The organism is Haloarcula argentinensis DSM 12282 (assembly GCA_000336895.1).
In the GTDB taxonomy this organism is placed as follows: Archaea; Halobacteriota; Halobacteria; order Halobacteriales; family Haloarculaceae; genus Haloarcula; species Haloarcula argentinensis.
The window spans coordinates 47,756-70,778 of record AOLX01000025.1 but is presented as its reverse complement, the minus strand read 5'-3'; the positions used below and the strand labels follow the sequence as shown (position 1 = coordinate 70,778).

Annotated in this window: 25 protein-coding genes; 18 read left to right on the top strand and 7 right to left on the bottom strand. The window is 62.3% G+C overall.

The genetic code is table 11. The features are described from left to right. Positions 1 to 21 precede the first annotated feature (21 nt). Genes C443_RS15675 through C443_RS15665 form a run of 3 tightly spaced genes read left to right on the top strand, consistent with a single transcriptional unit; the run spans position 22 to position 1,903 of the window. Positions 22 to 855, top strand: a complete 834-nt coding sequence (locus tag C443_RS15675; RefSeq protein WP_005537559.1) for a hypothetical protein — start codon at positions 22 to 24, stop codon at positions 853 to 855. A gap of 39 nt (positions 856 to 894) precedes the next feature. Next, positions 895 to 1,326 carry a CopD family protein gene (locus tag C443_RS15670; RefSeq protein WP_005537558.1) on the top strand — a complete coding sequence of 144 codons (432 nt, stop codon included), beginning with the start codon at positions 895 to 897 and terminating at the stop codon, positions 1,324 to 1,326. Next, entirely contained in the window at positions 1,319 to 1,903 is a 585-nt protein-coding gene (locus C443_RS15665) for a hypothetical protein (RefSeq protein WP_005537557.1), read from the top strand. Before C443_RS15670 ends, C443_RS15665 begins: the two co-directional genes overlap by 8 nt. On the opposite strand, the gene C443_RS15660 is transcribed toward C443_RS15665, so the two are convergent. From C443_RS15660 to C443_RS15650, 3 genes are all read right to left on the bottom strand, one after another. After that, positions 1,881 to 2,627: a class I SAM-dependent methyltransferase gene (locus tag C443_RS15660; RefSeq protein ID WP_049944109.1), complete on the bottom strand. Its 747-nt coding sequence runs from the start codon at positions 2,625 to 2,627 to the stop codon at positions 1,881 to 1,883. The genes C443_RS15665 and C443_RS15660 overlap by 23 nt on opposite strands. Before the next feature lie 93 nt (positions 2,628 to 2,720). Then, a complete protein-coding gene (locus tag C443_RS15655) occupies positions 2,721 to 3,554 on the bottom strand; it encodes a deoxyribonuclease IV (RefSeq protein ID WP_005537555.1) in 834 nt (277 codons plus the stop codon). 40 nt (positions 3,555 to 3,594) lie between these two features. Then, positions 3,595 to 3,912, bottom strand: a complete 318-nt coding sequence (locus C443_RS15650; RefSeq protein WP_005537554.1) for a hypothetical protein — start codon at positions 3,910 to 3,912, stop codon at positions 3,595 to 3,597. Between the two features lie 204 nt (positions 3,913 to 4,116). Between C443_RS15650 and C443_RS15645 the strand changes: the two genes are divergently transcribed. After that, on the top strand, positions 4,117 to 4,866 hold the full coding sequence (locus C443_RS15645) for a helix-turn-helix domain-containing protein (RefSeq protein WP_005537553.1): 750 nt from the start codon (positions 4,117 to 4,119) through the stop codon (positions 4,864 to 4,866). Between the two features lie 413 nt (positions 4,867 to 5,279). After that, positions 5,280 to 5,708: a hypothetical protein gene (locus tag C443_RS15640; RefSeq protein ID WP_005537551.1), complete on the top strand. Its 429-nt coding sequence runs from the start codon at positions 5,280 to 5,282 to the stop codon at positions 5,706 to 5,708. An 83-nt stretch (positions 5,709 to 5,791) separates the two neighbouring features. Here C443_RS15640 and C443_RS15635 read toward each other — a convergent pair whose 3' ends face one another. From C443_RS15635 to C443_RS15625, 3 genes are all read right to left on the bottom strand, one after another. Further along, positions 5,792 to 6,586: a lipoate--protein ligase family protein gene (locus C443_RS15635; protein WP_005537550.1), complete on the bottom strand. Its 795-nt coding sequence runs from the start codon at positions 6,584 to 6,586 to the stop codon at positions 5,792 to 5,794. 127 nt (positions 6,587 to 6,713) lie between these two features. Continuing rightward, the gene (locus tag C443_RS15630; RefSeq protein WP_005537549.1) at positions 6,714 to 7,190 is read right to left on the bottom strand and encodes a cupin domain-containing protein; all 477 of its coding nucleotides are present in this window, start codon (positions 7,188 to 7,190) and stop codon (positions 6,714 to 6,716) included. 134 nt (positions 7,191 to 7,324) lie between these two features. Beyond that, entirely contained in the window at positions 7,325 to 8,002 is a 678-nt protein-coding gene (locus C443_RS15625; protein ID WP_005537547.1) for a helix-turn-helix domain-containing protein, read from the bottom strand. A gap of 88 nt (positions 8,003 to 8,090) precedes the next feature. On the opposite strand from C443_RS15625, the gene C443_RS15620 reads away from it, so the two are divergent. From C443_RS15620 to C443_RS15605, 4 genes are all read left to right on the top strand, one after another. Next, the gene (locus C443_RS15620; RefSeq protein WP_005537546.1) at positions 8,091 to 9,728 is read left to right on the top strand and encodes an NADH-quinone oxidoreductase subunit D; all 1,638 of its coding nucleotides are present in this window, start codon (positions 8,091 to 8,093) and stop codon (positions 9,726 to 9,728) included. Positions 9,729 to 9,792: 64 nt separating this feature from the next. Beyond that, positions 9,793 to 10,317 carry a peptide-methionine (S)-S-oxide reductase MsrA gene (msrA, locus tag C443_RS15615; protein ID WP_049944094.1) on the top strand — a complete coding sequence of 175 codons (525 nt, stop codon included), beginning with the start codon at positions 9,793 to 9,795 and terminating at the stop codon, positions 10,315 to 10,317. Further along, on the top strand, positions 10,314 to 10,733 hold the full coding sequence (locus tag C443_RS15610; protein WP_005537544.1) for an acyl-CoA thioesterase: 420 nt from the start codon (positions 10,314 to 10,316) through the stop codon (positions 10,731 to 10,733). Before msrA ends, C443_RS15610 begins: the two co-directional genes overlap by 4 nt. A 103-nt stretch (positions 10,734 to 10,836) precedes the next feature. Then, positions 10,837 to 12,024, top strand: coding sequence for an AI-2E family transporter (locus C443_RS15605; protein ID WP_005537543.1), 1,188 nt, complete (start codon positions 10,837 to 10,839; stop codon positions 12,022 to 12,024). Positions 12,025 to 12,028: 4 nt separating this feature from the next. Here C443_RS15605 and C443_RS15600 read toward each other — a convergent pair whose 3' ends face one another. Continuing rightward, positions 12,029 to 13,261 (bottom strand): DolP-mannose mannosyltransferase, encoded by a 1,233-nt coding sequence (locus C443_RS15600; protein WP_005537542.1) that lies wholly within the window; start codon positions 13,259 to 13,261, stop codon positions 12,029 to 12,031. Positions 13,262 to 14,117: 856 nt separating this feature from the next. Here C443_RS15600 and C443_RS15595 point away from each other — a divergent pair. The 9 genes from C443_RS15595 to C443_RS15560 all read left to right on the top strand — a co-directional run bounded on the left by C443_RS15595 (position 14,118) and on the right by C443_RS15560 (position 23,004). Then, the gene (locus C443_RS15595) at positions 14,118 to 15,026 is read left to right on the top strand and encodes a serine/threonine-protein kinase RIO2 (RefSeq protein ID WP_005537541.1); all 909 of its coding nucleotides are present in this window, start codon (positions 14,118 to 14,120) and stop codon (positions 15,024 to 15,026) included. 294 nt (positions 15,027 to 15,320) lie between these two features. Beyond that, on the top strand, positions 15,321 to 15,566 hold the full coding sequence (locus C443_RS15590) for a hypothetical protein (RefSeq protein WP_049944093.1): 246 nt from the start codon (positions 15,321 to 15,323) through the stop codon (positions 15,564 to 15,566). After that, positions 15,559 to 15,708 (top strand): hypothetical protein, encoded by a 150-nt coding sequence (locus tag C443_RS21505; protein ID WP_160163359.1) that lies wholly within the window; start codon positions 15,559 to 15,561, stop codon positions 15,706 to 15,708. The genes C443_RS15590 and C443_RS21505 overlap by 8 nt, the downstream gene beginning before the upstream one ends. Next, positions 15,705 to 16,127, top strand: coding sequence for a metal-dependent transcriptional regulator (locus C443_RS15585; RefSeq protein ID WP_005537540.1), 423 nt, complete (start codon positions 15,705 to 15,707; stop codon positions 16,125 to 16,127). The genes C443_RS21505 and C443_RS15585 overlap by 4 nt, the downstream gene beginning before the upstream one ends. A 433-nt stretch (positions 16,128 to 16,560) precedes the next feature. After that, entirely contained in the window at positions 16,561 to 18,510 is a 1,950-nt protein-coding gene (locus tag C443_RS15580; RefSeq protein ID WP_005537539.1) for an ABC transporter substrate-binding protein, read from the top strand. A 9-nt stretch (positions 18,511 to 18,519) separates the two neighbouring features. Further along, a complete protein-coding gene (locus C443_RS15575) occupies positions 18,520 to 19,473 on the top strand; it encodes an ABC transporter permease (RefSeq protein ID WP_005537538.1) in 954 nt (317 codons plus the stop codon). Between the two features lie 3 nt (positions 19,474 to 19,476). Continuing rightward, positions 19,477 to 20,514: an ABC transporter permease gene (locus tag C443_RS15570; RefSeq protein ID WP_005537537.1), complete on the top strand. Its 1,038-nt coding sequence runs from the start codon at positions 19,477 to 19,479 to the stop codon at positions 20,512 to 20,514. Next, positions 20,514 to 21,695 (top strand): ABC transporter ATP-binding protein, encoded by a 1,182-nt coding sequence (locus C443_RS15565; RefSeq protein ID WP_005537536.1) that lies wholly within the window; start codon positions 20,514 to 20,516, stop codon positions 21,693 to 21,695. The genes C443_RS15570 and C443_RS15565 overlap by 1 nt, the downstream gene beginning before the upstream one ends. Beyond that, entirely contained in the window at positions 21,688 to 23,004 is a 1,317-nt protein-coding gene (locus C443_RS15560) for an ABC transporter ATP-binding protein (RefSeq protein WP_005537535.1), read from the top strand. Before C443_RS15565 ends, C443_RS15560 begins: the two co-directional genes overlap by 8 nt. The last annotated feature ends 19 nt before the right edge of the window (positions 23,005 to 23,023 follow it).

Genomic DNA, 23,023 nt, shown 5'->3' with positions numbered 1-23,023 from the left:
GCACCACGGGAAGCGAGTCGTATGAAACGGACGCGACGAGCGACCATAGGACTGATCGGGAGCATGGCCATCGGTTCCCTGAGTGGGTGTCTCGAATCGGGCGAGAACAGCGGCAGCGGCGGCGGCGCGGAAAGACGCACGGATTCGTCGCCGGCACCAGCTACCGATACTGAGACGCCAACGGACGACAAAAGTACGGAGACAGCTACCGACGACGAAGACACGGAGACGCCCACCGAGGAAACGCCGACGGACGCGTTAGATGGGCTGCCAGACGGTCTGGACAGAGTCGACACACCGCCATATGAGGTCAAGGATATCGAGTGCAACGTCGACGATTCCGGCGAGGGCGACCGCGACCCGCTGTATCTCTGCGCGAATATGCCAGCCAAGCCATCGCTGTCGTTCGAGCAGGCGTCGACCCGAGGGACGCTGTTTGCCGAAGAAGGACTGGCGCGCGCCCCGGACGACAGCGGCGACCAGTTCTATGCGACACTGCTGACGGAGGCCGAGGACATCGAACGGTTCGAGAACGACAGCGGTGACGCGTACAGCCTCGCTGCCGACACTGACTTCGAGAGCCACGCCGTCCTCGTCGTCCAGACCGGCTGGGGCTCCGGGTCTATCGTACCCCACTTGAAACGAATCGAAGAGACGGCGGACGGCATCCACGCGTTCGGCTGTTACACGCAGCCCTGCGTGTACACCAGTGATTTCACTGCTCGGTCGACAGTCGTCAGGTTCGAGCGTCCTGACGCCCTCGACAGCGGTGTCGTCAGCCTGACCGTCGACCCGTCGACACGGTACAACGTGGCGACGGGCGAGGGCGTGGTGACAATCGACCAGTCGAGCTGACCCCCTGATTCTTTGCGACCTGCCGGTGAAGCGACAGCTATGGCAGCTCTCCTGATTCGAACTCTCCACGTCCTCGCGATGGCGGCCCTCGTCGGCGGCACAACCGTGCTCTGGTACAGCTATCGGAGCGGCGCTATCGCGACACTCGCGCCCGCACGACAGTTTGAATGGCTATTCTGGGGAGGGGTCGGTGTACTGGTGTTCACCGGCGTCGGAAACCTCGGTGCGCTCGGACCGCCAGGTCCTGGAACCGGCTGGGGACGAACCCTGTTGGTAAAACTCGCAGTCGTCGTTGGCTTCCTCGGGGGATCGGTCGTCCGCACGCTGCTCCTCGTTCGGGCCAGTGACCACGAGAACACATTCGACGACCTCTCTCCTGCCCTGCGGCGAACACTTTCGCGGGTCTACGGCGCGACGGCGGCTGTCATGCTGGGCATCGTCGTCCTCGCGGAGGTCCTCGCACATGGCTGAGGACCAGCGTGCGGGCGAACACATGGCGGAAGGAGCGAGTGAGACTAAGCCAGCGCGCGACGCCACACAGATCTCCACGCGACCGGTGTCGCTCGTGACGTGGACGCTCGCCACGTTCGACACTGCCCTGTTTGTCCTGCTCGGCGTCCTCGCCGCCCACACGAGCGGCGGCCTCGCCGACCTGCTCGCCGGATTGAACACCCTCGTCGGCGTCGCCGTCTTCTGCTATCTCTGGGCGCTGTTCGTCCTGGCAGTCCGATGGGTTCACGGCCGGGTGGCACTCGACTCGGCCGGAGTCAGTACGCTCGCCCTCCATGGTGCCGCTGCCGGGAGTGTCGCGGGCGTCGTGTTCCTGCTGGGACTGTTCGTGGTGGCGCTCGTTCCGACGCTCCAGAGCGGCGGGGTCCGACTGCAGGCGGTACTGCTTGTCTTGCTCATCGGAGTCGGTGTTGCCGCTGTCGTCGGCGGCGTCGTCGGCCTGCTCGCCAGTCTGCTGGACATCGCCGTCTACGGACTGGCGGGCGCTCTGCTCCCCGAAGCCGAGACTGAGCGGGTCACGGAACCTCGCCCACGGTGACGAAGAACGGCACCGTCTCGCGGCGCTCGTAGGCTTCGTCTTGCATCTGCTCGATCACGTCGCGGCCCATCGACCGCCAGCGCTCCCGGAGCGCGTCGTACTCGGCGGGCGTCGCCTCGCCGTTGAGAATCGTCTCGCGGTCGTGGGCCAGCCCCGTTCCCGTTGCTTTCCGCCGGGCCGCCTGTATCGCCGCGTCGTCGTAGGGCGGCTCGATGCGCTGCTCTTGGTCGTACTGCGTCGTCGAGACGACGGCTAGCTCCGCGTCGCGGAACACGTCGGCGGCGTCGCTCCCGAGAGTCACGTCCGTCCGCACACCATCGAGAAAGAGCCGGCGAGCGCGGCGGGCCAGCACAGGTTCGTCGTCGACGGTCGATTCGACGGTGACGGCGGCGTTGTTCGGCTCGATGGCGGCCACCCGGTCGGTGGCGACGCGGGCGAACTCCCGGACCGCGACCTCGGGGGCAGGGAGGTTGATGAGCAGCGCCTGGCACACCACCAGGTCGAAGCTGTCGTCGGCAAAGGGGAGCCGCGTCGCGTCCCCGCAGACAGTCGGGTCGCCGGCGGCGGCCAGCAGGTCCGTATCGGCGTCGAGGCCGACGACCGTTCCGTCGGTCTCCTCCCGGAGGACGCGGGTCAGTTCACCGGTCCCACAGCCCACGTCGAGGACGCGCTCGCACTCGCCCAACTGCAAGCCCGAGAGCGCCTCGCGGGAGTCAGCCCACATCCCCCGGCGGGTGGTTTCGAGGTAGTCGGCGGAGAACCTGCGCACAGTTCCTCACAGTCGAGTCGCCCCCAAAAGTATCGCGGTCGGAAGGCCCTATTCGCCGCGGAGTTCCTTGACGCGCTCAACGTTCCAGGCGAAGCTCTTGCCGTCCTCTGTCGGCGTCTCAAGCACCAGCGGCACGTCGCGGATGGCGTCGTGGTTGACGAACGCGCGCATCCCGTCCTCGCCGATGTGGCCCTTGCCGATGTGGGCGTGTTCGTCCTTGTTCGTCCCGCACTCGTGTTTGGAGTCGTTGAGATGAACACAGGCGAGATCCTCGAATCCGACGACCTCGTCGAACTCCGCGAGCGTCTCGTCGACGGCCTCGGGCGTCGAGAGGTCGTAGCCCGCGGCGAACATGTGGGCCGTGTCGAGACAGAACTCGATATCCTGGTCCGTGCGTTCTCGGACCGTCGCCAGATGCTCGAACTGGCCGCCGAGTTTCGTCCCGCTACCCGCATCAGACTCGACCAGCACCGTGACGCCCTCAGGGATGTCGAGGTCGTCCAGCACGCTCGCAGCGTTGTCGAGGCCGCCGTCGACACCCGCGCCGGTGTGGGCGCCGAGGTGGACGTTGACGTACTCGATGCCCAGTTTCGCGGCGGCGTCGACCTCCTTCTGCATGGAGTCCAGTGACTTCTCCCGGAGGTCGTCTTTGGGCGTACAGAGATTGACCAGATACGACGAGTGGATGACCCACGGGCCGACGCCGTGGTCGGCTGTGAGGTCGCGGAACTGTTCGGCCTCGTCGTCGTCGATGTTCGGGTCCTGCCAGACCTGCGGCGAGTGCGAGAAGATCTGCCCGCAGTTGCCGCTGTACTCGACCTGCTCCTCGACGGCGTTGTAGACGCCGCCGGCGATAGAGGTGTGTGCCCCGACTCGTACCATGCACACCGGTCAGTGATGCCCGATAAAAGAGGTTCCGGAGTCAGAGCCACTCGCGGGCGGGCGGAATCACGCCGAGACTCGACGTAACGAGGTAGACGCCAAAGCCGATGAAAACGGCGGAGATGAGCAACGAAATCGGTGTTACATCTGCAAGCAGTGCGGACGCGCCGGTGGCAATCAGGACGATTCCGATGCCGACCAGCATGAGCGTCCCGAGCGCGCCGAGCACCGCGTCCTCGGCTGCGACACGGACAATCGCGTACAGTTCTTCCTCGGAAAGCGCTGCGACGGTGCCGTCAGTTGCTGGAGGGTCGGTGGAGGTGTCGACAGGGTCGTCATCAGCGGGGGACGAGACCATGCCACCGCTTGGCCGGGATGTCACAAAACGGTGACGTAGGGCTGTTGTCAGAACTGTCCTCTATTCTGTAGACCCATCATTCGAGACGTACGGCCCACAGCCAATCGGCGGCTGTAGCTTATCAGAAGCCAACTGAGAAGCTCAAGTGGACTTGATAGCCCAGTAATTGACTTATACTGAATGTTCTAAATTAGCAATAGCCAAATGACTGAACCACAGGCCGAAGTAGATGAAACACGCGAGTTCGAGTTCGTCTTGCAGTTCGACGCAGGAGCTGATACGCTGATGGACGTGTTTCGGCAACACGAGAGCCTCTCTGTGTGGTCCTCGGCCATCTTCGTCGGTGACGACCATATGTGGCGACTCGACCACGCGAAAGGAACGCCGGAGGCCCTGAACGCGTTCGACGAGGTCTTTCTGGACGAAGACCGCTGTAACGAGTGTTTCGACGTTGTGAGCTGTGATACGACGCGAACCTACCACATGCTGGACCGCGGGGAGTCGTCACGGACAGTGTACACGTTGCGTCGTGAACTCAGCGGCTGTCAGTCGCTGCCGAGTTTCCTGCACCGGCACGTCAGCGAAGGCACTATCTTCGAATCCCGACGGACAGGCAACGAGTACCGCTGGCGCGTTCTCTATCCGGGGTCCAACCCCATCGGCGAGGTGTACGACAAAATCGAATCGAGCCTCCGCGATGGCGTCACACTCTCAGTGTCCCACATTACCAGTGCCGGAAACTGGAAGGCCACCGAGCGAGTCGCAACGAACTTCTCGCCCCAGCAGTGGCGGGTGCTCAAGGCCGCCGTGACCCACGGCTACTACGAGCGACCGCGGGAAGTCTCTGTCAAGGACCTCGCATCGATACTTGACGAGCCCCGGTCGACCGTACAGTATCAGCTCCGGACTGCCGAGGACCGCATCGTCTCGCAGTTTATAGAGGAAACACTCTGAACGCGGAGTGAGCAAGCGGAGCCGCCGACCAGCACAGTTATTTCCTCGGGATTCAAGGCCAGCAGATCCCTATACTCCGTCCCTCGCTACTGACCCCAAGTGACTCTCCGAGGACTGTTCGCTGTGTTAGTATATACTAACACTTCGTGTATGTTTCGACCGTACAGTGACAACCACGAAAGAGGCTATAACAGTCGTTGTGAATACCGTTTGTTTATTCATAGGATTGGCTGAAAGGGCCACTTAGTAACCCTGTCCAATGAATGACCAATGTAGTTACCACTGCTGAACTGTCTGATAGAAATGTTTACTGTGCCACATATGTTATAGTGTGTATGGATTCGTTCTCTAGTCCGGAATTATTGCGCGACCACGCTGGGATTTCATTTCAAGAACAGATTCGAACCCTAAGTATGACTGAATTCGAATCAGTCGCCGCCAAAGTCGATAGTCATGCTGCTGTTGGGATTACCAACGACGACGGCGAGGTCCTTTTGATGAACGACGGCTCCCACGGCTGGACGCTTATTGCGTTCCCTGTCGACCCTACCGAAGACTGGACGGCTGTCACCCGCCAAGAGGCAGAAAGCCTGCTTGATGTCACAGTTGTCCTCGAACGGATCGAAACGGTTCGTCGAATCGACTTCCATCCCGAGAGCGATAACGACCAGCGCTTTTCGATCTACCACGTGATTTTCAATGCTTCTATCGAAGGTGATGTCGTCGTTGCAGAATCCGAAACCACGACCGATGAGGATCTGACACTCAAGTGGTTTGACAGCGTTCCAGACAATCAGGAAGACGAGGTTGCAGACGATATTGAGCGCTTCCTAGAAGCCTAAATTGTGTGTCGAACAATGGGCAATCCGAGCGAATCCAGTATTCACGATTGTTTGACTTCCGCCCCGACCGTTCCGGAGTGGTGTCAGGGGGATCGTTGAATCCACTCGTCTGCCCCGTACTTTCCTTCCGCGTGCTCGCGTGCGCGTGCGAGTTCGTCGTCCGTCCACGATCCCGCCGACGCGTCGACCCACTCGGCCAGTGTCGAGCGGAGCGTCTCGACAGCCTCGGCGCGGTCAATATCGGTGTATTCGTCTATCGCACCGACGCGCTCAGTGAATCGCTCCGAGTCGGGGTCGGCAGTGAAACAGCCGCAGTGGCGCTCTGGGCGAAGCGAGACAGACAGAGAGCCGTGCTGGATAACGGCATCCTTCTGGCGGTACTGCGCGTTCCCGCTGAGTTTGCGACCATCAGGACCGACGATATCGTGGGCCGGGTGGAGTTGCCGCAGGTAACAGGCCGGCTGATGGACCGCCGACCGCTCGTCGTCAGCGAAGGAGGCGTCGACGCCCATACGCTCGAACGCGTCAAGGACGGGCTCACAGAACTGCTCGTAGCACGCCATCAGATCACCCGGAACGGCGTCAGCCGGCGCGATGATGCCGTACGAGATGTCCGCCACGCTGTCATGGTAGATTGCGCCGCCGCCAGTGGGTCGCCGTGTTACCCCAACGTCCTCGCGCTCGCAGAACGCCCAGTCGATCGTGTCCGGGTCCTGTCCGTAGCCCAGCGACAGCGTATCGGGCCAGGTGTACACCCGCACCGTTGCCGGACCGCCCGCGGCGACGGTTTCGGCAGCGGCCGCTTCCAGTGCCATCGTCATCGGTCCGGGTCGTGTTTCCTCGCCGATGACGCGCCAATCCAGGTCGGCCAGTGACATACCCGGGCTTCGTGACGCGATGCGATATGAATTGTGGGCTAGCAGCCGCTGACCTGACTGACGGGGGCGTGTTTATGCAAAGCGCCGGAAAGCCTGTTTCCACCCACGAAAACAACAGACGCAGGGCCTAGCCCTGAACGTTCCCGCACTCAGTACAGGTCAGTTCGAACCGGCCGTCAGCAATGGCGACGCTCTGGGTCGTCTCCGCGTCGCACTCCGGGCAGTGCGCTCTCGATTCCAGATCGTCCCAGTCGTGCGTGGCACCGGGCGCGCCGAAGGCCCAGCCGACGACGCGCTCGTCGCCGGAGTTGTACCCCTGCTGGAACTCGCCGGGTTCGAAGCGAATCAGTTCGCCGCCCGCAACGTCGACTTCCTCGCGGTCGAGACCGACCTCGAAGGTGGTCTGTCCCTGCTCGATGTAGAACACCTCTTCCTGATCGTGGTGGCGGTGGAGGCTCCCCGAGAAGGAGTCGCCGGGTTCGAGTTCGAAGTAGTTTGCCGCGAAATGCTCGGTCCCGAGTTTTCGGGAGACGGGCTTGCGGATGTCATGTACCTCCATCGGATTCCGTTCAACCGGTACGTCGTCGATAGTTACTGTGTCCATAGTCAATGTTGTCCTGAGTCGAGCCACCGCTGGCCCCGTGATGTGTTCGCAATCCAGCATTAGTTGACACTGTTCCGGAGTTTATAGTTTTTCGGGACGACACAGTCGCTCTGGGAGTTCACGGGCAAAGCGGACTACGCCATCGATGCGGGACGCTGTTCGAGTATGGCAGCCATCACGTGGGCCTCGGCCTTCCGAAGGTGTTCGGCGGCAGTTCCGGGTGCACAGCCGAGTTTGTCGGCAACAGCGTCGACACCCCCCTCGCGGGGGTTGCCGTAGTACCCACAGTCGACGGCGGCGGCGACAGCCTCGAACTGCCGGTCGGTGAGCGCCGCACCGGTGTCGAGTCGGCGGCTGTCGTACTCCCCCACCTCCCGCACGTCGACAGAGATACCGTCTGGCACCGTCTCGACTGCCTGCTGGACCGTCCCGCCCGGACCGACCAGCGTGAGCCCGACAGTACCATCGGTGCGGTATGCGACCGGCGAGACAATGACCAGACCGGCCCGCGTGAGAGCATTGACGAGGTCGTGACCGGTCGCCGACGGCGAATCCTGTACGTAGAGGTAGAACGTCTCGTCGGAGCACGTCGAAATGGCGTACTCCCGGACGGTGTCGGCCTGTTCCAGTGCCGCTCGGTAGGGCTCCGGCGGGAAGCCGTCGACGTGAAACAGCAGCGTCTGGAGGTCGGCACCGATTTCGTTGCCCCGGAGGAGATAGCTTGCCTCGTAGCCGTCGTGCTCAACCACGAACTGGTGCATCGGGTGGCGGACCTCGGGGGCCATCCACAGCGAGAGCGTGACGTACTTCATAGCTGACTGTTCCGAGAGGTATTTAAAATAACCTCGGGCATGAGGGGATAGTCCGAGGACGGCAGCCAGCGAACGCACGGCCACGGAGATGGCCCAAACAGTCCACCGCACCGACGATGTCCATCCACTCATTGACCCGATTGGCGACCACGTCCTCACGACGGAAACCCACGAGAACGCCCCGGCCGCCGTCATCCGTGCCGACGAGGTACAGACCGTCCTCTCGACGCTGCGAACCGAGGCCGGGCTGGACCACTGTGCCTGTGTGACGGCTCAGGAGTACGCCGACCGGTTCGAGACGATCTATCATCTGCGGCGCTACGTCGACCCGACACAGGAGCTCTCGGTCGTCGTTCCGACACCTAAGGAGTCGCCGATCAGCGAGTCCGCCGCGCCCGTGTATCCGACGGCGGCGTGGCACGAGCGGGAGGCGTACGACCTCGTCGGCATCGAGTACGAGGACCACCCAGACCTCCGACGCATTCTCCTGCCTGAAACCTGGCAGGGCCACCCGCTGAGCCGGGACTACAATCAGGACCAGCCACAGATCGTCTCTTTCCGCGAGCACGAGCGCCTGCTTGAAGACCACCGCGAGGGGCCGGAGACGATGCACCTCAACATGGGGCCACACCATCCCTCGACCCACGGCGTCCTCCACCTGAACGCCCAACTCGACGGCGAGCAGGTGGCGGCCGTCGACCCCGACATCGGCTACATCCACCGCTGTGAAGAACAGATGTGTCAGCAGAGTACCTACCGCCACCAGATCATGCCGTACCCGGACCGCTGGGATTGGGGCGGGGCCGGTCTGTTGAACGAGTGGGCCTACGCCCGGGCGGCCGAGGACCTCGCCGACATCGAGGTGCCAGCGTACGCGCAGGTCATTCGGACGATGGGCGGCGAACTCTCACGCATTCTCTCACACATGCTCGCGGTCGCGACCTACGCGCTGGACGTGGTCGGGGAGTTCACCGCCACCTTCCAGTGGGGAGTCCGAGACCGCGAGCTCGTTCAGGACATCCTCGAAGACCTGACCGGCCAGCGGCTGATGTTTAATTATTTGCGGCTGGGCGGGGTTGCCTGGGACCTACCGGAGCCCCACGAGGCGTTCTTCGAGAAGATCCGTGCGTTCCTCGACGACCTGCCCCACAAGCTCACAGAGTACCACGATATGCTCACCAGCAACGAAATCCTCCAGCTCCGGACAGTTGACACGGGCCATCTCTCGGCTGAAACCGCGAAGGCCTACGGCTGTACCGGCCCGGTCGCGCGGGCCTCCGGCGTCGACTACGACCTCCGCCGGGACGACCCGTACGGCTACTACGACGAACTCGACTGGTCGGTCGTCACTGAACAGGGTGGCGACAACTTCTCGCGCCTGCTCGTGCGCCTGCGCGAAGTGGAAGAATCCGCGAAGATCATCCGCCAGTGCGTCGACCTGCTGGAGGACTGGCCCGAGGACGACCGCGAGATACAGGCGAACGTCCCCCGAACGCTCCGGCCCGATCCTGACACCGAAATCTACCGCGCTGTCGAGGCCGCGAAGGGCGAACTCGGCATCTACATCCGGTCTGATGGGACAGAGACACCGGCGCGGTTCAAGATCCGCGGCCCCTCCTTCTCACACGTTCAGGCGCTGTCCGAGATGGCTCGCGGTGAGTACGTGCCAGACCTCGTGGCGACGATTGGCAGTCTGGACACGATCATGGGCGAGGTCGACCGGTAGATCGATACGCATCTGCGACGACCACAGCCAGTGAGTTTTGTACGCCGGGCACGTACGTCCGATGATGACTGAACAAGCGACATTCGCAGGCGGCTGCTTCTGGTGTACGGAATCGGTGTTCAAGCAGATCGACGGCGTGACCGATGTGGTCTCGGGCTACGCCGGCGGCCACGTCGCCGACCCCAGCTACGAGGCGGTCTGCCGCGGGGAAACGGGCCACGCCGAGTGTATCCAGATTACGTACGACCCGGACGAGGTGAGCTACGAGGACCTCCTTGCGGTCCATTTCACCACGCATACACCGACGACGAAAGACCGAGAAGGCAACGACGTTGGCACGCAGTATCGCTCGGCTGTGTTCTACCACGACGAGGCCCAGCGCGAAACCGTCGAAGCCCTCATCGAGGAGATAGAGCCGGGCTACGACAGCGACATCGTCACCGAAGTCGAGCCACTGGAGACGTTCTATCCCGCCGAGGAGTACCATCAAGACTACTTCGAGAAGAACCCGGACCAGAGTTACTGTCAGCTGACCATCCCGCCGAAAATCGAGAAGCTCAAAGAGAAACACGCGGAACTGCTGGCATGAGCTTCGAGTACACGGCGGAAGTCGAGGTCCGATACACGGACATCGACACGTACGGCCACGTCAACAACGCGACGTACGCGACCTACTTCGAAGAGGCTCGCATCGACTACCTGCACGACGTGGTCGACTGTGGCGAAGCGCTGCTCTCGGGCAGCGAGTCGGGCACCGGTATGGTAATCGCGAACCTCGAAATCGATTACATCCAGCCGGTCCAGATCAGTGACTCAGTCGCCGTTGCCGTCCGGGTTCCGCGTCTTGGCGAGAAGAGTTTCCCCTTCGAGTACGAGGTCCGGACCGAGGATGGTGTGGCTGCGACTGGGGAAACGACCGTCGTTACATACGACCGTGACACGGAGTCCTCGCGCCCGATCCCCGAAGACTGGCGCGAGGCGATCACGCAGTTCGAAGGGCTCTAGCCACAACCGATGGCGTGAAACACCCGTTTTGCCCCGCTCATCCTGACAACCATCGGGCCGACCGGTGGTTTTATTTTTTATCGAGATGTTGTACTGAAAACATATGGAATATAGCACCGACCTCGGACGGCGCGTCCTCCTTGCTACCGCGGGCGTAGCACTCTTCCTCGTGGTCGGAGTCGTCCTGTCCCAGTTCCTTCCGACGCTCGTGTTTACCGTGTTTCTGTACTATGCCAGTCGACCGATTTATCGGCGGCTCGGGTGGCTCCCGCTGCCTGAGTCGTTCATGGGTCGGGCCGTCCCCTACCAGAAGCAGATCCATGCGGCGGCCACGATTTTCTTCTTCCTGCTACCGTTCGTGCTTCTGGTCGGCTACACGATCGTGCTTATTGTTCCCGAGTTACAGTCGTTCTTCGGCGAAGGTGGCCTGGGCGCAGCGTACTTGTCGCAGTTCCAAGACCTCCAGGGCGGTGGTTCGCTGCCGGGGCCGCTCACCGACCTCGGCTTCTCAGACGTGCTGGCAATGGGGCCGGATGAAGTGATCGACCTGTTGCAAAACGCGACAGTCCAGTCGTGGCTGGGACGTGTTTCCGATACGCTCATCGGCTCCCTGAGTATGTTGACGGCGCTGCTGCTGCGTGTGTTCATCATGTTCGCCGGAACGTACTACCTGCTTACCGACGGACCACGGCTCGTCGGCTGGTTCCTTGACACCTTCGATGGATCGGGTGTCCTTCGCAACTACGCGGCGGCGGTCGACGAGGAACTGTCCTCGATTCTCTTCGGGAACATCTTGAACGCACTGGTGACGGGCGTTATCGGAATTTTCGTGTTCTCACTGTACAATCTGGTCGCGCCCGGCTCAGTGCAGATCCCGTTTGCCCCACTCGTCGGCGCGCTCACCGGCATCGGCAGCCTCGTTCCAGTGGTCGGGATGAAGATCGTCTACCTGCCCGTGGCTGCACTGCTTGCAGTCTCCGCGGTCATCACGGGACAGACGGCAGCCCTGGCCTGGGTTGTCCTCTTCCTCGTAGTCACGCTTGTCGTCGTCGACACCATCCCGGACTTCCTGATTCGACCGTACGTCAGCGGTGATCTGACCCACATCGGCCTGCTGATGTTCGCGTACATCCTCGGCCCCATCGCGTTTGGCTTCTACGGCATCTTCCTGGGTCCGATCCTGCTGGTGCTCGCCGCTCAGTTCTTCCGGATTATCGTCCCCTACATCATCACGGGTTCGGTCGAAACGACACAGACCTCGCTCTCCGACTACGACTCCGCGGAGTCGTAACTGGCTACCCGTTCCCGAGTCGGCCTCTGGCGGCCCCCAAGTCGAGACAGCGACTGTCTACCGACGAGTCGATTCGGTCGAGCCACCGCAACTCCATCACCGAGAGTCGGTAGTGACACGTCGATGGCTCGATCCGTTGCCAGTAGATGTACCGGACATCGGGAACTGGTTCGGCCTCGTCGTATGCTTCCGGGAGATCGTGCGTTTCGAGATCCGACATCGGTTCCGGACCCGGTGTCTCGACGGGTGTGAAGATAACGCCGACACTACCGAGGAAGGCGACGTTCACGACAAGGACCAGCGCAAGAGTGGCACCGAGGTACCGTGTCTGTTGCCGGTCGCGAAGCACCGTCGCGATCACCCCGACACCGATTGCGACGAACGCAAGGCCCGGAATGAGGTCGGTGTAGCCACCAGTCTCGAAATCGACGAACAGTATCAGAAACGCGAACCACGCTGCGCCGACCGGAATCCACCAGTCGGTGCGCCCAGCAGCGTCATGATCATCAGTGAAACAGCATCGAACAGTGTGAACGAGACCAAGTCCACCGAGCAAGACGAACGGTGACGCCCATTTGAAGTGGACGACACCGGCGACAACCCGGGTGAGCAACGACGCGTGTTCTTCCGTTTGTAATGGGACGAGAACGACCTGAACGACCATCTCTGCGGCTGAGTGCCAGAGGAGGAACACCGGCAGCAACATGACGACGGTGAACCCGAGGCCGCCGGCAACGACACGCTCAAGCGCCCGCGTGTCGCGCTGCTGAATCGCTAAGCCGACCACAATCAGCGGGAAGATGGCCCCAGCCTGCCAGTATCCCACGCTGGCTGCCGCAGCGACACCGCTCAGTGCCGGGTAGCCACGCGTGTACAGATATATCGCCAGTAACCCACAGAGAACGAGGAGGTATTTCGCTTTGAATCCATACGCTGGCCGGACGGCAAACCCCGGCAACAGGAACATCGACAGGCCAGCCAGCGGCGCAACGATATCATCGCCGGTGACGTCGTAGACGAGTATTACAACGAGTCCGACGATGGCACACACCGCACCGCACATCAGCACCACGCTGAAGAGGTGGAGACGGTACATATCGCCACCGGACAGCAATGCCAGTATCCCGGTCGTCTCGTAGGACAGCGGAAGCTTCGGTTCCCAGGCGTCGACGTACAACCGACCGCCGTGTGTCAGATACCAGCCAAGATGCTCAAAGATCCCAGCGTCGGGCGCCATGGGTGGTCGAGGAGAACTAAGTGTGATTGTCAAGAAAAAGTACAACTGTGTGCCGACGGCGAACAACACTGGAAACGCGAGTCGTCTATCGTGGGGATGGAGGGCAAGCGAGCGAAGCAGATCTCTGAGTTGGTCTTTGTTTCGTCTGCTCACACAGGATGTTTGTGTTCAGGTGATCAAAAGTAGAGACTAATTTAGAACATATGAAGTAGCTGAAGGCATCCACTGTTCGCATTACATATACAGCTACCGAGGTTAGGATTGTATTTGCAGTCTAATGCGTTACTCGCGGTGCCTTCCAGACACGGTTCAAATAATGGGGACTGCAACCGTTCGGAGCCCGCATTCACGGAGTACTCAGTCGTGGTTTGAGCTACAGAAACGGGAGTACAGCAGTGATATCCGACCGATAATACTACTATGAGAACATGTGCTCATGTGGGTTAAAGTATTCCCTACTCGGCAGGATATTGTCTCAGACGCTGTTGCGATCGCGAAACACCGAAACCGAGCCCGTATCGGAGTGTAGTTAGATACCTAATACTGGAACTGGTCTGTCCTGCACGAGGGAGCCTGTGCCCCCCTGAGCGGACTGTCTTTTGCTCCGACTCAACGCGGCGACGCTGAACTGTGTTTGAAACGGTACTCGGTACAGCGGCCGTATATGATCGACACCGGACATCCCACAGAACAGCTCCGCTTGCCAACAAACGTACTGATCAGCATATCGGCAGCCGGATACCAAACCGGACAGCGGTGAGGATGAAACGGATTTTGGTATAGCGCTCACTGATTTATCGACGCCCCTCCGCCGAACGCGTCGGCCTTTTACCAGTTGGCCCAGTAGAGACCCCTAATGGTCCAGAACGTGGCTTCAGTGATGGCGGAGCTGGAACCCGAGGACTTCCATCTGCTCTCTGGCGTCGAACAGGGGATGCGGTTCTCGGAGTACGTCGCCCGCGAGAAGTTGACCGAGTTCTCCCGGCTGACGACGGAAGACGTCGACTACCGACTCGACCGGTGTGCGGACCGGGGGCTGGTCGAGCGCAAGACCATCCAGTACGAGGGGTTCAAACTCACGTTCGAGGGGTACGATACGCTTGCGCTGCATACCTTTGCTGAGCGCGACACCATCGAGGGAGTAGGATCGCCACTGGGCGTCGGCAAGGAGAGTGACGTGTACGAGGCCCAGTCGTACAAACCGGTGGCGCTAAAATACCATCGTGAAGGGTACACCAATTTCCGCGAGGTGATGAAAGAGCGGGAATATACGGCCGACCGCGACCACGTCTCCTGGCTCTACACTGCCCGAAAGGCCGCCGAACGGGAGTACGATGCCCTCGAAACCCTGTATCCGGACGTGGCAGTTCCACAGCCCATCGATACGAACCGCCATGCGATTGTCATGGAGAAGATAGACGGCGTCGAACTCTCCCGAACGAAACTCGAACCGGAACAGGTACTGCCGATTCTGGATCTCGTACTCGAGGAGATGCAGACGGCCTATCGCGAGGGGTACGTTCACGCGGACATGAGTGAGTACAACGTCTTCGTCACGAACGAAGGCGTCGTCGTCTTCGACTGGCCCCAGGCCGTCCCGACCGACCACGAAAACGCCCGGGAACTGCTAACTCGCGATGTCGAGAACATCGTGAGTTACTTCGAGCGAAAATACCCACAGGAGATCAGCGACGTGGACAGAGACGCGGTCGCCGAGCGGCTGGCGACCGACGCGTTCGATTCTATTACCGAGTTTACCGAATAGCGACGTTTTGGCCGCTAATTATCATCTTCTAGCTGCTCATCGGCGCGTCGGAGCTGTGCAGACCGCTGACTTGATAAATCATATAATGCGATATCAAATCAGTCAGGCCGTACTAGCCGGGTCGATACGAAACAGCGATGACAAGTCACTTCTCGGTAGTGAGACCGAGTGCCTCGTGTCGGGCTCGATACGCCAGACAGCCGGACAACTGCGCTGGTGTACCGACTTCGTCGATTGAGTTAGGTCGTCCTAAAAATCGTAGGCGTTTTATATTATTAGGCAAGCCTAAATAATATGGCAGGCGACGGTACTGAGTGCGGGGCACAAACGGGGGTGGTCCACGCAAGGATCGATGGCGGACCGTTCCGTCTTGTCGAGAGCGCTGTCGACACCGGGGTGGAGCCGACGGTCACTGCGGGCTTTGTTCCCAAGCCCCGACGACGAGCGGTTACCCGTGCTCTACCGACACTATCGGGGGGCGTCTGCCTGATGAGTGGCGACAGCGATAGCGGGATATCGGGGGAACTGGACGATGGATAAACGCCCGCAACGGTCGCGCGCTCGACTGTGGACTTGGGCCTACGCGGTGGTCTTCGGGACCGATGAGCGGTCGACGGGGGAATCGACGGCCGGTACGCCCGCAGCAAGCGGCGGGGACGGGACGGATTCAGCGGAGCGATGAGAACGGCACCGGAGTATCTGCTGGCGATCTACATCGCACAGCACCGGGACGACCCGCCAGTCGCGCCGGGAGAGTTAGGGGAGATGCTCGATCGGTCACCAGCGGCGGTGACGGAGATGTGCCAGCGGCTCGCCGAAGACGGTCTCGTCTCCTACGAGCCCTACGATGGAGTGACGCTGACCGAATCAGGACGCGAGGAGGCCACAGAGTTACACGAGACGTACGTAACCGTCTCGTGGTTCTTCCGAGGCGTGCTAGATCTCGACGACCACGAGACAGAAGCGATGGAACTGGCCGGTCTGGTCAGTCCAATGGTCGCCGAGCGGCTGGCGGCTACGCTCCCCTGTGACGCCGAGACAGGACGGAGACAGGACGCCGCAGGGACAGGTTCGGCGGCGTCAGATGAGGACACCGTCTGAGCGGCTCCTCCACCTCCAAGACCGACGATATGGAAGAGATGGACGAGTACGAGGATTGCGGCCAGCCGTTCTAAACGGCCGTTCGAACCCGAATCGCAACTGTAGACATCGGTCCCACGTTTGATCGGGGCTTCGTTGGATTGTCCCGGAGAGCGTCCGGCATCGAGCCGAATTCGAAGGGCCGACTCCACGTGTCGTTCCCTCTAGACACGGTCTCGAACAACAGGCGGTCGCAGGGTGACGTATCGCCGGTCTGAGGCCGGCCACCGGCGTCGTTCTGCCGGCGGTGAAGCTCGGCCGGGGGGTCTGTATCGGCTCCGTATAGTGTCCTCCCTGACTGTCGCGCTCCGGGGGTGTTGCCTGACTCCGAACGCCGTCATGCTATAAGTGTGTGGGAAGGCAACATAACTCATAACTTTCGAGGTCAACGCGAATGCCTTATGACGCAGCTGCGGACACGAATACAGTGACGCGACGGCGTGTCCTCAAGACCGCGGGCGCGTCAACAGTAGTGGCGCTCGCCGGTTGTAGCGCCGGCAGTGACGGAGGCGGGGACGGCGAAAGCCAGGGCGGCCAGAGCCTCGACCCGGTCCGGGAGCGGGCTGAGGTCACCGTCGACGAGATTCAGGAAGGCGGGACACTCAGGTTCGGCCTCGGTGCGGGTATCGATTCCTTCGACCCGTCATACAGCACCAGCGCGCCGGCCGGCAACGTCCACGGGCTCATCTACGAGAGTCTCATCACACAGGACGCCGCGGGGACTGTGTACCCGTGGCTCGCGAAGACGTGGGAACGAATGGACGTCCAAGAAGTCGAGGACGGGGCCTACGAGCCGTACATGGTGTCGGCGGAGACAGACGACGAAGGGAACCTCGTCGCCGACGACCAGATCATCATCAGGAACCCGGATGCTGGCGAGGTGCTGACGGTCAACGAAGCGCCCGACGCCGTCGAAGACGGGACCTACGGGATACAGTACCGGGCCGAACTCCACGAGGGCGTCACCTTCCATAACGGCGAGGAGATGACCGCAGAGCACGTCGCTCGCTCGTATGAAGTGCTGGAGAACTCCTCGATCTCGGCCCAGACCTTCGACTCCTTCCTCTACGCGGAGGCCGTCGACGACTACACCGTCGACATCTACGGGCAGGAGCCAGACGCCGAGGCCGACAGTCAGCTCCCGACGACCGTGTACCCGATGGAACACATCGAGGAGTACCCGAATACGGGAGCGGACCCGCGCAACGACCTGACGCCTATCGGGACTGGTCCCTTCGAGTTCGAGTCCTACGAGGCCGAGCAACGCGCCGAGTTCAGTACGTTCGACGACTACTGGCTGGACGACCTCGGCCTCGACGCGCTGGACTGGTGGGACGGCCCGGACGGGTTCCCGACGAGCCCGGTCGTCGACGAGGTCACGGTCTCCATCGTCACCGACGACGCGACCCGTGCAGCCGCACTCAACAACAACGAGATAGACCTCACTTACGGGCTCACGAGCGACACATACAGCGAGTACCGGAGTGCGGAGGACTACCGGCTCAGTGTAACCAACGCTGGGGCATACAACTTCCTCCAGTACCCCGTCACCCAGTCGCCGTGGGACGATGAACGCATCCGCCGGGGCGTCAATCAGCTGATTCCACGCGCCCAGATCGCGGAAAACATCTACAACGGGTACCGGAACCCGGCGTACACGCCGCTGCCCGAACTGGCCGCCGACGAGGGATCAGCAGACTACAAGACGCTGGTCGAGGAACTGCGCCCACAGACGGAACAGGACACCGAGGCCGCGACCGAACTGCTGGCGGAGGCCGTCGACGACCTCGGCGTCGAGACACCCATCGAGGCGACAATCGAGACAAACACCTCCGACGACCGGGTGCGCGAGGCCGAACTCATCGCGCAGGTGATGAGCAACACGGAGTTTTTTAACATCGGCGTCGAGACCTTCGAGTTCACGACGTTCGTCCAGCGCATCCTCGGGCCGGAGTACCACCAGCAAGGCCACATCGTCCTCATCGGCCTCTCCGGGACGTTCAACCCCGGGAGCTTCTACGACGCCGTCAACTCCATCGACAACTTCGGCCAGTGCTGTAACTTCCAGCGGGTCGACACGCCCGACCTCGACGAGATCGCGACGGAAGCTCGGTTCTCCGTCGAGGCCGTCGAGGACCCACAGTTCCGCGGAGAGCAGTACGACCAGGTGTGGCGGGGTCTCATCGAACAGGCCCCCAACAGCTACACCGTCTTCGGGACGAACGTCTCCTCACTGTCGACCGACTACGTCGGGCACAACACGTACACGTTCTCCAGCGGAATCCTGCCCTACGGCCTGCACGACCCGACAGACCAGCAGGTGGCGTATCTCGACCGGGAGTGATCCAGTACGATGAGCCTCAGACGATTCATCGCGGTTCGCGTTGCCGCGACGATTCCGATACTGTTCGGCGTCTCGGTGCTTACTTTCGCGCTGGTCCACCTGACGCCGGGGGACCCCATCGACCAGATGGTCGCCCTGAATCCGCAGATTTCGCCGGCCGAGGAGGCGGCAATACGCGCCAGATACGGACTCGACGGCCCCGTGTGGCAGCAGTACCTCACGTGGATGAGCAATGTCCTGCAGGGCAATCTGGGGACGGTCATCAGTGTCGACCAGCCGGTTCTGCCCTACATCATGGCCCGGCTCCCCGAAACCATCGCGCTGGGGCTGTTCGGCTGGGCCATCGCGTTGCTGATCTCCATCCCGACCGGTATCTACGCCGCGGTGAACAAGGACACGCTGGGCGACGACCTTTCGCGGGTGTTCGCGCTGTCGGGCATCTCCCTGCCGAACTTCTGGCTCGGCCTGATGCTCATCCTCGTGTTCGCGCTCTGGCTGGACCTCTGGCCCGTGCTGGCTCCGGACAAACCGCTACTCTCGGCCGAGATGCTATGGTATCTCGTCCTGCCGGGCGTCACCATCGGGACGGCGTCGTCGGCGACGCTGATGCGCGTGATGCGGTCGTCGATGGCCGAAGAAATGAACAAGGAGTACGTCACGGCGGCGCGGGCGAAGGGGCTCCCCGAGCGGACGGTCGTGTTGAAACACGTCCTGCGGAACTCGCTCATCTCGGTGACCACCATCGCCGCGTTCCTGACCGCGAGTATCTTCGCCGGTGCCGTCGTCGTCGAACAGGTGTTCGCCTGGCCTGGCCTGGGGCGGGCCTTTGTCGGCGCAATCATCGGCCGCGAGGTCGACCTCATCATGGCCATCACGCTGTTTACCGGCGTGACGATCATCCTCGCGAACCTGCTTGCAGACATTATGTACGCTGTACTGGATCCACGAATCCGCTATGACTGACCTATGAGCACTGACCGAGGACGCATCCGGATAACGGGGTTCGACGCCGACCGCGTCGAGTCCCGCGAACCGCTATCCGACTGGACAGAGACGAGAGACACGGAGACAGAGGGCCGCTGGACACGCGCCTGGCGGGAGTTCCGCCGGAACCGCAGCGCGATGCTCGGGCTGTACATCGTCATCGCGATGTCACTGCTGGCGCTGTTTGCCCGTCCAATCACGATTGCGGGCGTCACCGTCCAGCCGTTCTCGCTCGCGCCGTACGACCCGGGCGCCATCCTATACGCACAGGGGCTAGACGTGAGCGCCTACGAGGCCCCGTCGCTGGCCCATCCGTTCGGGACCGACGGCTCCGCGCGGGACGTGTTCTCCCGCGTGCTGTACGGTGGTCGGTTCAGCCTCTCTATCGGCTTCATCGTCGTCTTCGTCACCGCCGCGATCGGGCTGGTGTACGGCGCGGTCGCCGGCTACTACGGCGGCTGGGTCGACGAGGTGATGATGCGGGTACTCGATCTGATCTTCGCGTTCCCCGGCCTCCTGCTGGCGCTGATTATCGTCGCCGTGCTCGGCAAGGGGTACTGGGAGCTGGTGCTCGCGTTCACGGCCATCGGCTGGGCCGGCTACGCCCGGCTGATACGCGGCGAGATTCTGAAAGTCAAAGAAAACGAGTACGTGCTGGCTGCGAAGGCACTGGGAGCGCGCGACCGCCGTGTCATCTTCAGACATGTCGTACCCAACGCCATCGCGCCGCTGATCGTTCAGGCCTCCCTCTCCATCGGCACCGTTGTTATCGGCGTGGCGGCGCTTGGCTTCCTCGGGCTGGGTCTCCCGCCTAGCTCCGCCGAATGGGGCACGATGCTGGACCAGACTCGCCAAACAATCGTCCAGGGGCCGGGTGGGTCGATTCCGTGGTGGGTCACCGTCTTCCCCGGCGGCGCGATCTTCCTGTTCGTGATGTCGATGAACCTCATCGGCGACGGCATCAACGACGCGCTGGACGCACAGGAGGGCGAGGACGTGGCCCGTGGGGGCGAAGTCTGATGGCGCTGCTGGAAGTCGAAGACCTCACGGTGAACTTCTACACCGAGGAAGGCGTCGTCACCGCCGTCGATGACCTCTCCTTTCGTATCGAGCGCGGCGAGAAGTTCGGCGTCGTCGGCGAGAGCGGCGCAGGCAAGAGCGTCACCGCGCTGTCCGTGATGCGGCTCATCGAAGAGCCCGGCCGTATCGAGAGCGGGACCGTCCGCTTCGACGGCACAGACCTCATGGAGATGTCCGAATCCGAGGTCCGTGATGTCCGGGGCAACGACATCGCGATGATATTCCAAGACGCACAGACTGCCCTCAACCCCGTCTATACGGTGGGTGAACAGATCGCCGAAGCGATCCGCCACCACCTCGACTACGACGATGCAGCCGCCCGCGACCGGGCTATTCGGCTGCTTGACGACGTTGGCATCCCGGAACCGGCGGCCCGCTACGACGATTACCCCCACGAGTTCTCCGGTGGCATGCAACAGCGGGTCGTCATCGCGATGGCGCTGTCCTGTGACCCCGACCTCCTCATCGCCGACGAGCCGACGACGGCGCTGGACGTGACCATCGAGGCGAAGATCCTGGACCGCCTCGAACGCCTCGCCGAGGAGTACGACACGGCGATTCAGCTCATCACCCACGATCTGGGCGTCATCGCGGAGATGTGCGACCGGGTGATGGTGATGTACGCCGGCCGCGCCGTCGAGAAGGCGACCGTCGAGGAGCTGTACTACGATCCGAAACACCCCTACACCGTCGGGCTGATGAGCGCTATCCCCCGCATCGGTGACGGACAGGACCGTCTCCAAACGATTCCGGGAACCATGCCGGACCTCGTGGAGGTCCCCTCCGGCTGTAGCTTCCACCCTCGGTGTCCCTTCGCCGAAGAGGTGTGTACGCGCAAGCAGCCGCCACTCGTCGACCCCGACACCGGCGAGGGCGTTGGGCTGTCCGACCGGGCGGCGGCCTGTTTAGCCTACACGGGCGACCTCGACAACGAACTGGACTACGAGGTCGAAGTGCGAGGTCGAGCGGAGCAACCCGAGGACGGCCAGCCTGACCCCCGAGTCCGGCGACCGGACTCGGAACCGGTCCGGACGGACTCCGACCCGGTCGGCCTCGACACCGACTTGCTGGACCAGAACGACGACGGGGAGGACGATGCGGGAGGGCTGAGCGATGGCTAAGACAGCAGACAGCCCGATTCTGGAGATCGAGAACCTCACGAAGTACTACGAGTCCGGCGGGGGCCTCGTCGACACCCTGCTGGGCCGGAGTCAGGAAGTGAAGGCGCTGGACGGCGTCGACCTGGAGCTATACCCCGGAGAGACCCTCGGTATCGTCGGCGAGTCCGGCTGTGGCAAGACCACGCTCGCCCGGAGCCTCCTGCGACTCATCGAGCCCACGGCCGGGACGGTCCGCTACGAGGACGAGGACCTGACGGCGGCCTCCGACGACCGCCTGCGGGCGCTCCGGAAGGACATCCAGTACATCTTTCAGGACCCCTTCGCCAGCCTCAATCCGCGGCTGACGGTCGGCGACATCGTCGGCGAGCCGCTGGATATCCACGACATCGCCGAGGGCGAGGCCCGGGCTGAGCGCGTCAGCGACCTGCTAGAAACCGTGGGACTCAATCAGCGCCACGCCCATCGCTATCCCCACGAGTTCTCCGGCGGCCAGCGCCAGCGCATCGGCATCGCCCGCGCACTCGCCGTCGACCCCGAGGTCATCGTCTGTGACGAACCCGTCTCGGCGCTGGACGTGAGTGTGCAGGCCCAGATTCTGAACCTCCTGAAAGAGTTGCAGGCGGAGTTCGGCCTCTCCTACATCGTCATCGCCCACGATCTCAGCGTCGTCGAGCACATCGCCGACCGCGTGGGCGTCCTGTATTTGGGCGAGTTCGCCGAGGTCGGCCCGACCGAGGATGTGTTCCAGCCGCCGTATCACCCCTACGCCGAGGCGCTGCTGTCCGCCATTCCGGAGCCGGACCCCGGCTGGGAGGGCGACCGTATTTTCCTCTCCGGCGACGTTCCATCGCCGCTGAACCCCCCGTCGGGCTGTCGGTTCCACACCCGCTGTCCGAAGGTTATCCAGCCCGAGTGGACAGACATGGCACAGTCCGAGTGGCGGTCACTGATGGACCTGAAACAACGGCTCCGCAAGGCCGACTCGCTGGAAGCGGTAACCGCAGTGCGGGAAGGTCTCGAGGACGAAGACCTGCGTCAACTCTCGCGGTCCGCTCTCGAAGCCCGGGTTCGGGACGAATTTGGCCTCCCGGAGACGGTCGGCGACCGGAAGGCCGAGGAAGTGTTCGGGACGGCCCTCGACCACCTGCACGACGGGGCTTTCGAAGCCGCGTGGACGGCGCTGAACGACGCCTTCGAATCCCCCTGCGAGCGAACCGATCCCGAGCTGTTCGATGTCGGTGACGACCACCGCATCGCCTGCCTGCTGTACGACGACGCGTATCCAGAGACGCCAACGCGGACGAGCTAGTCCCGGACACATCACCGGT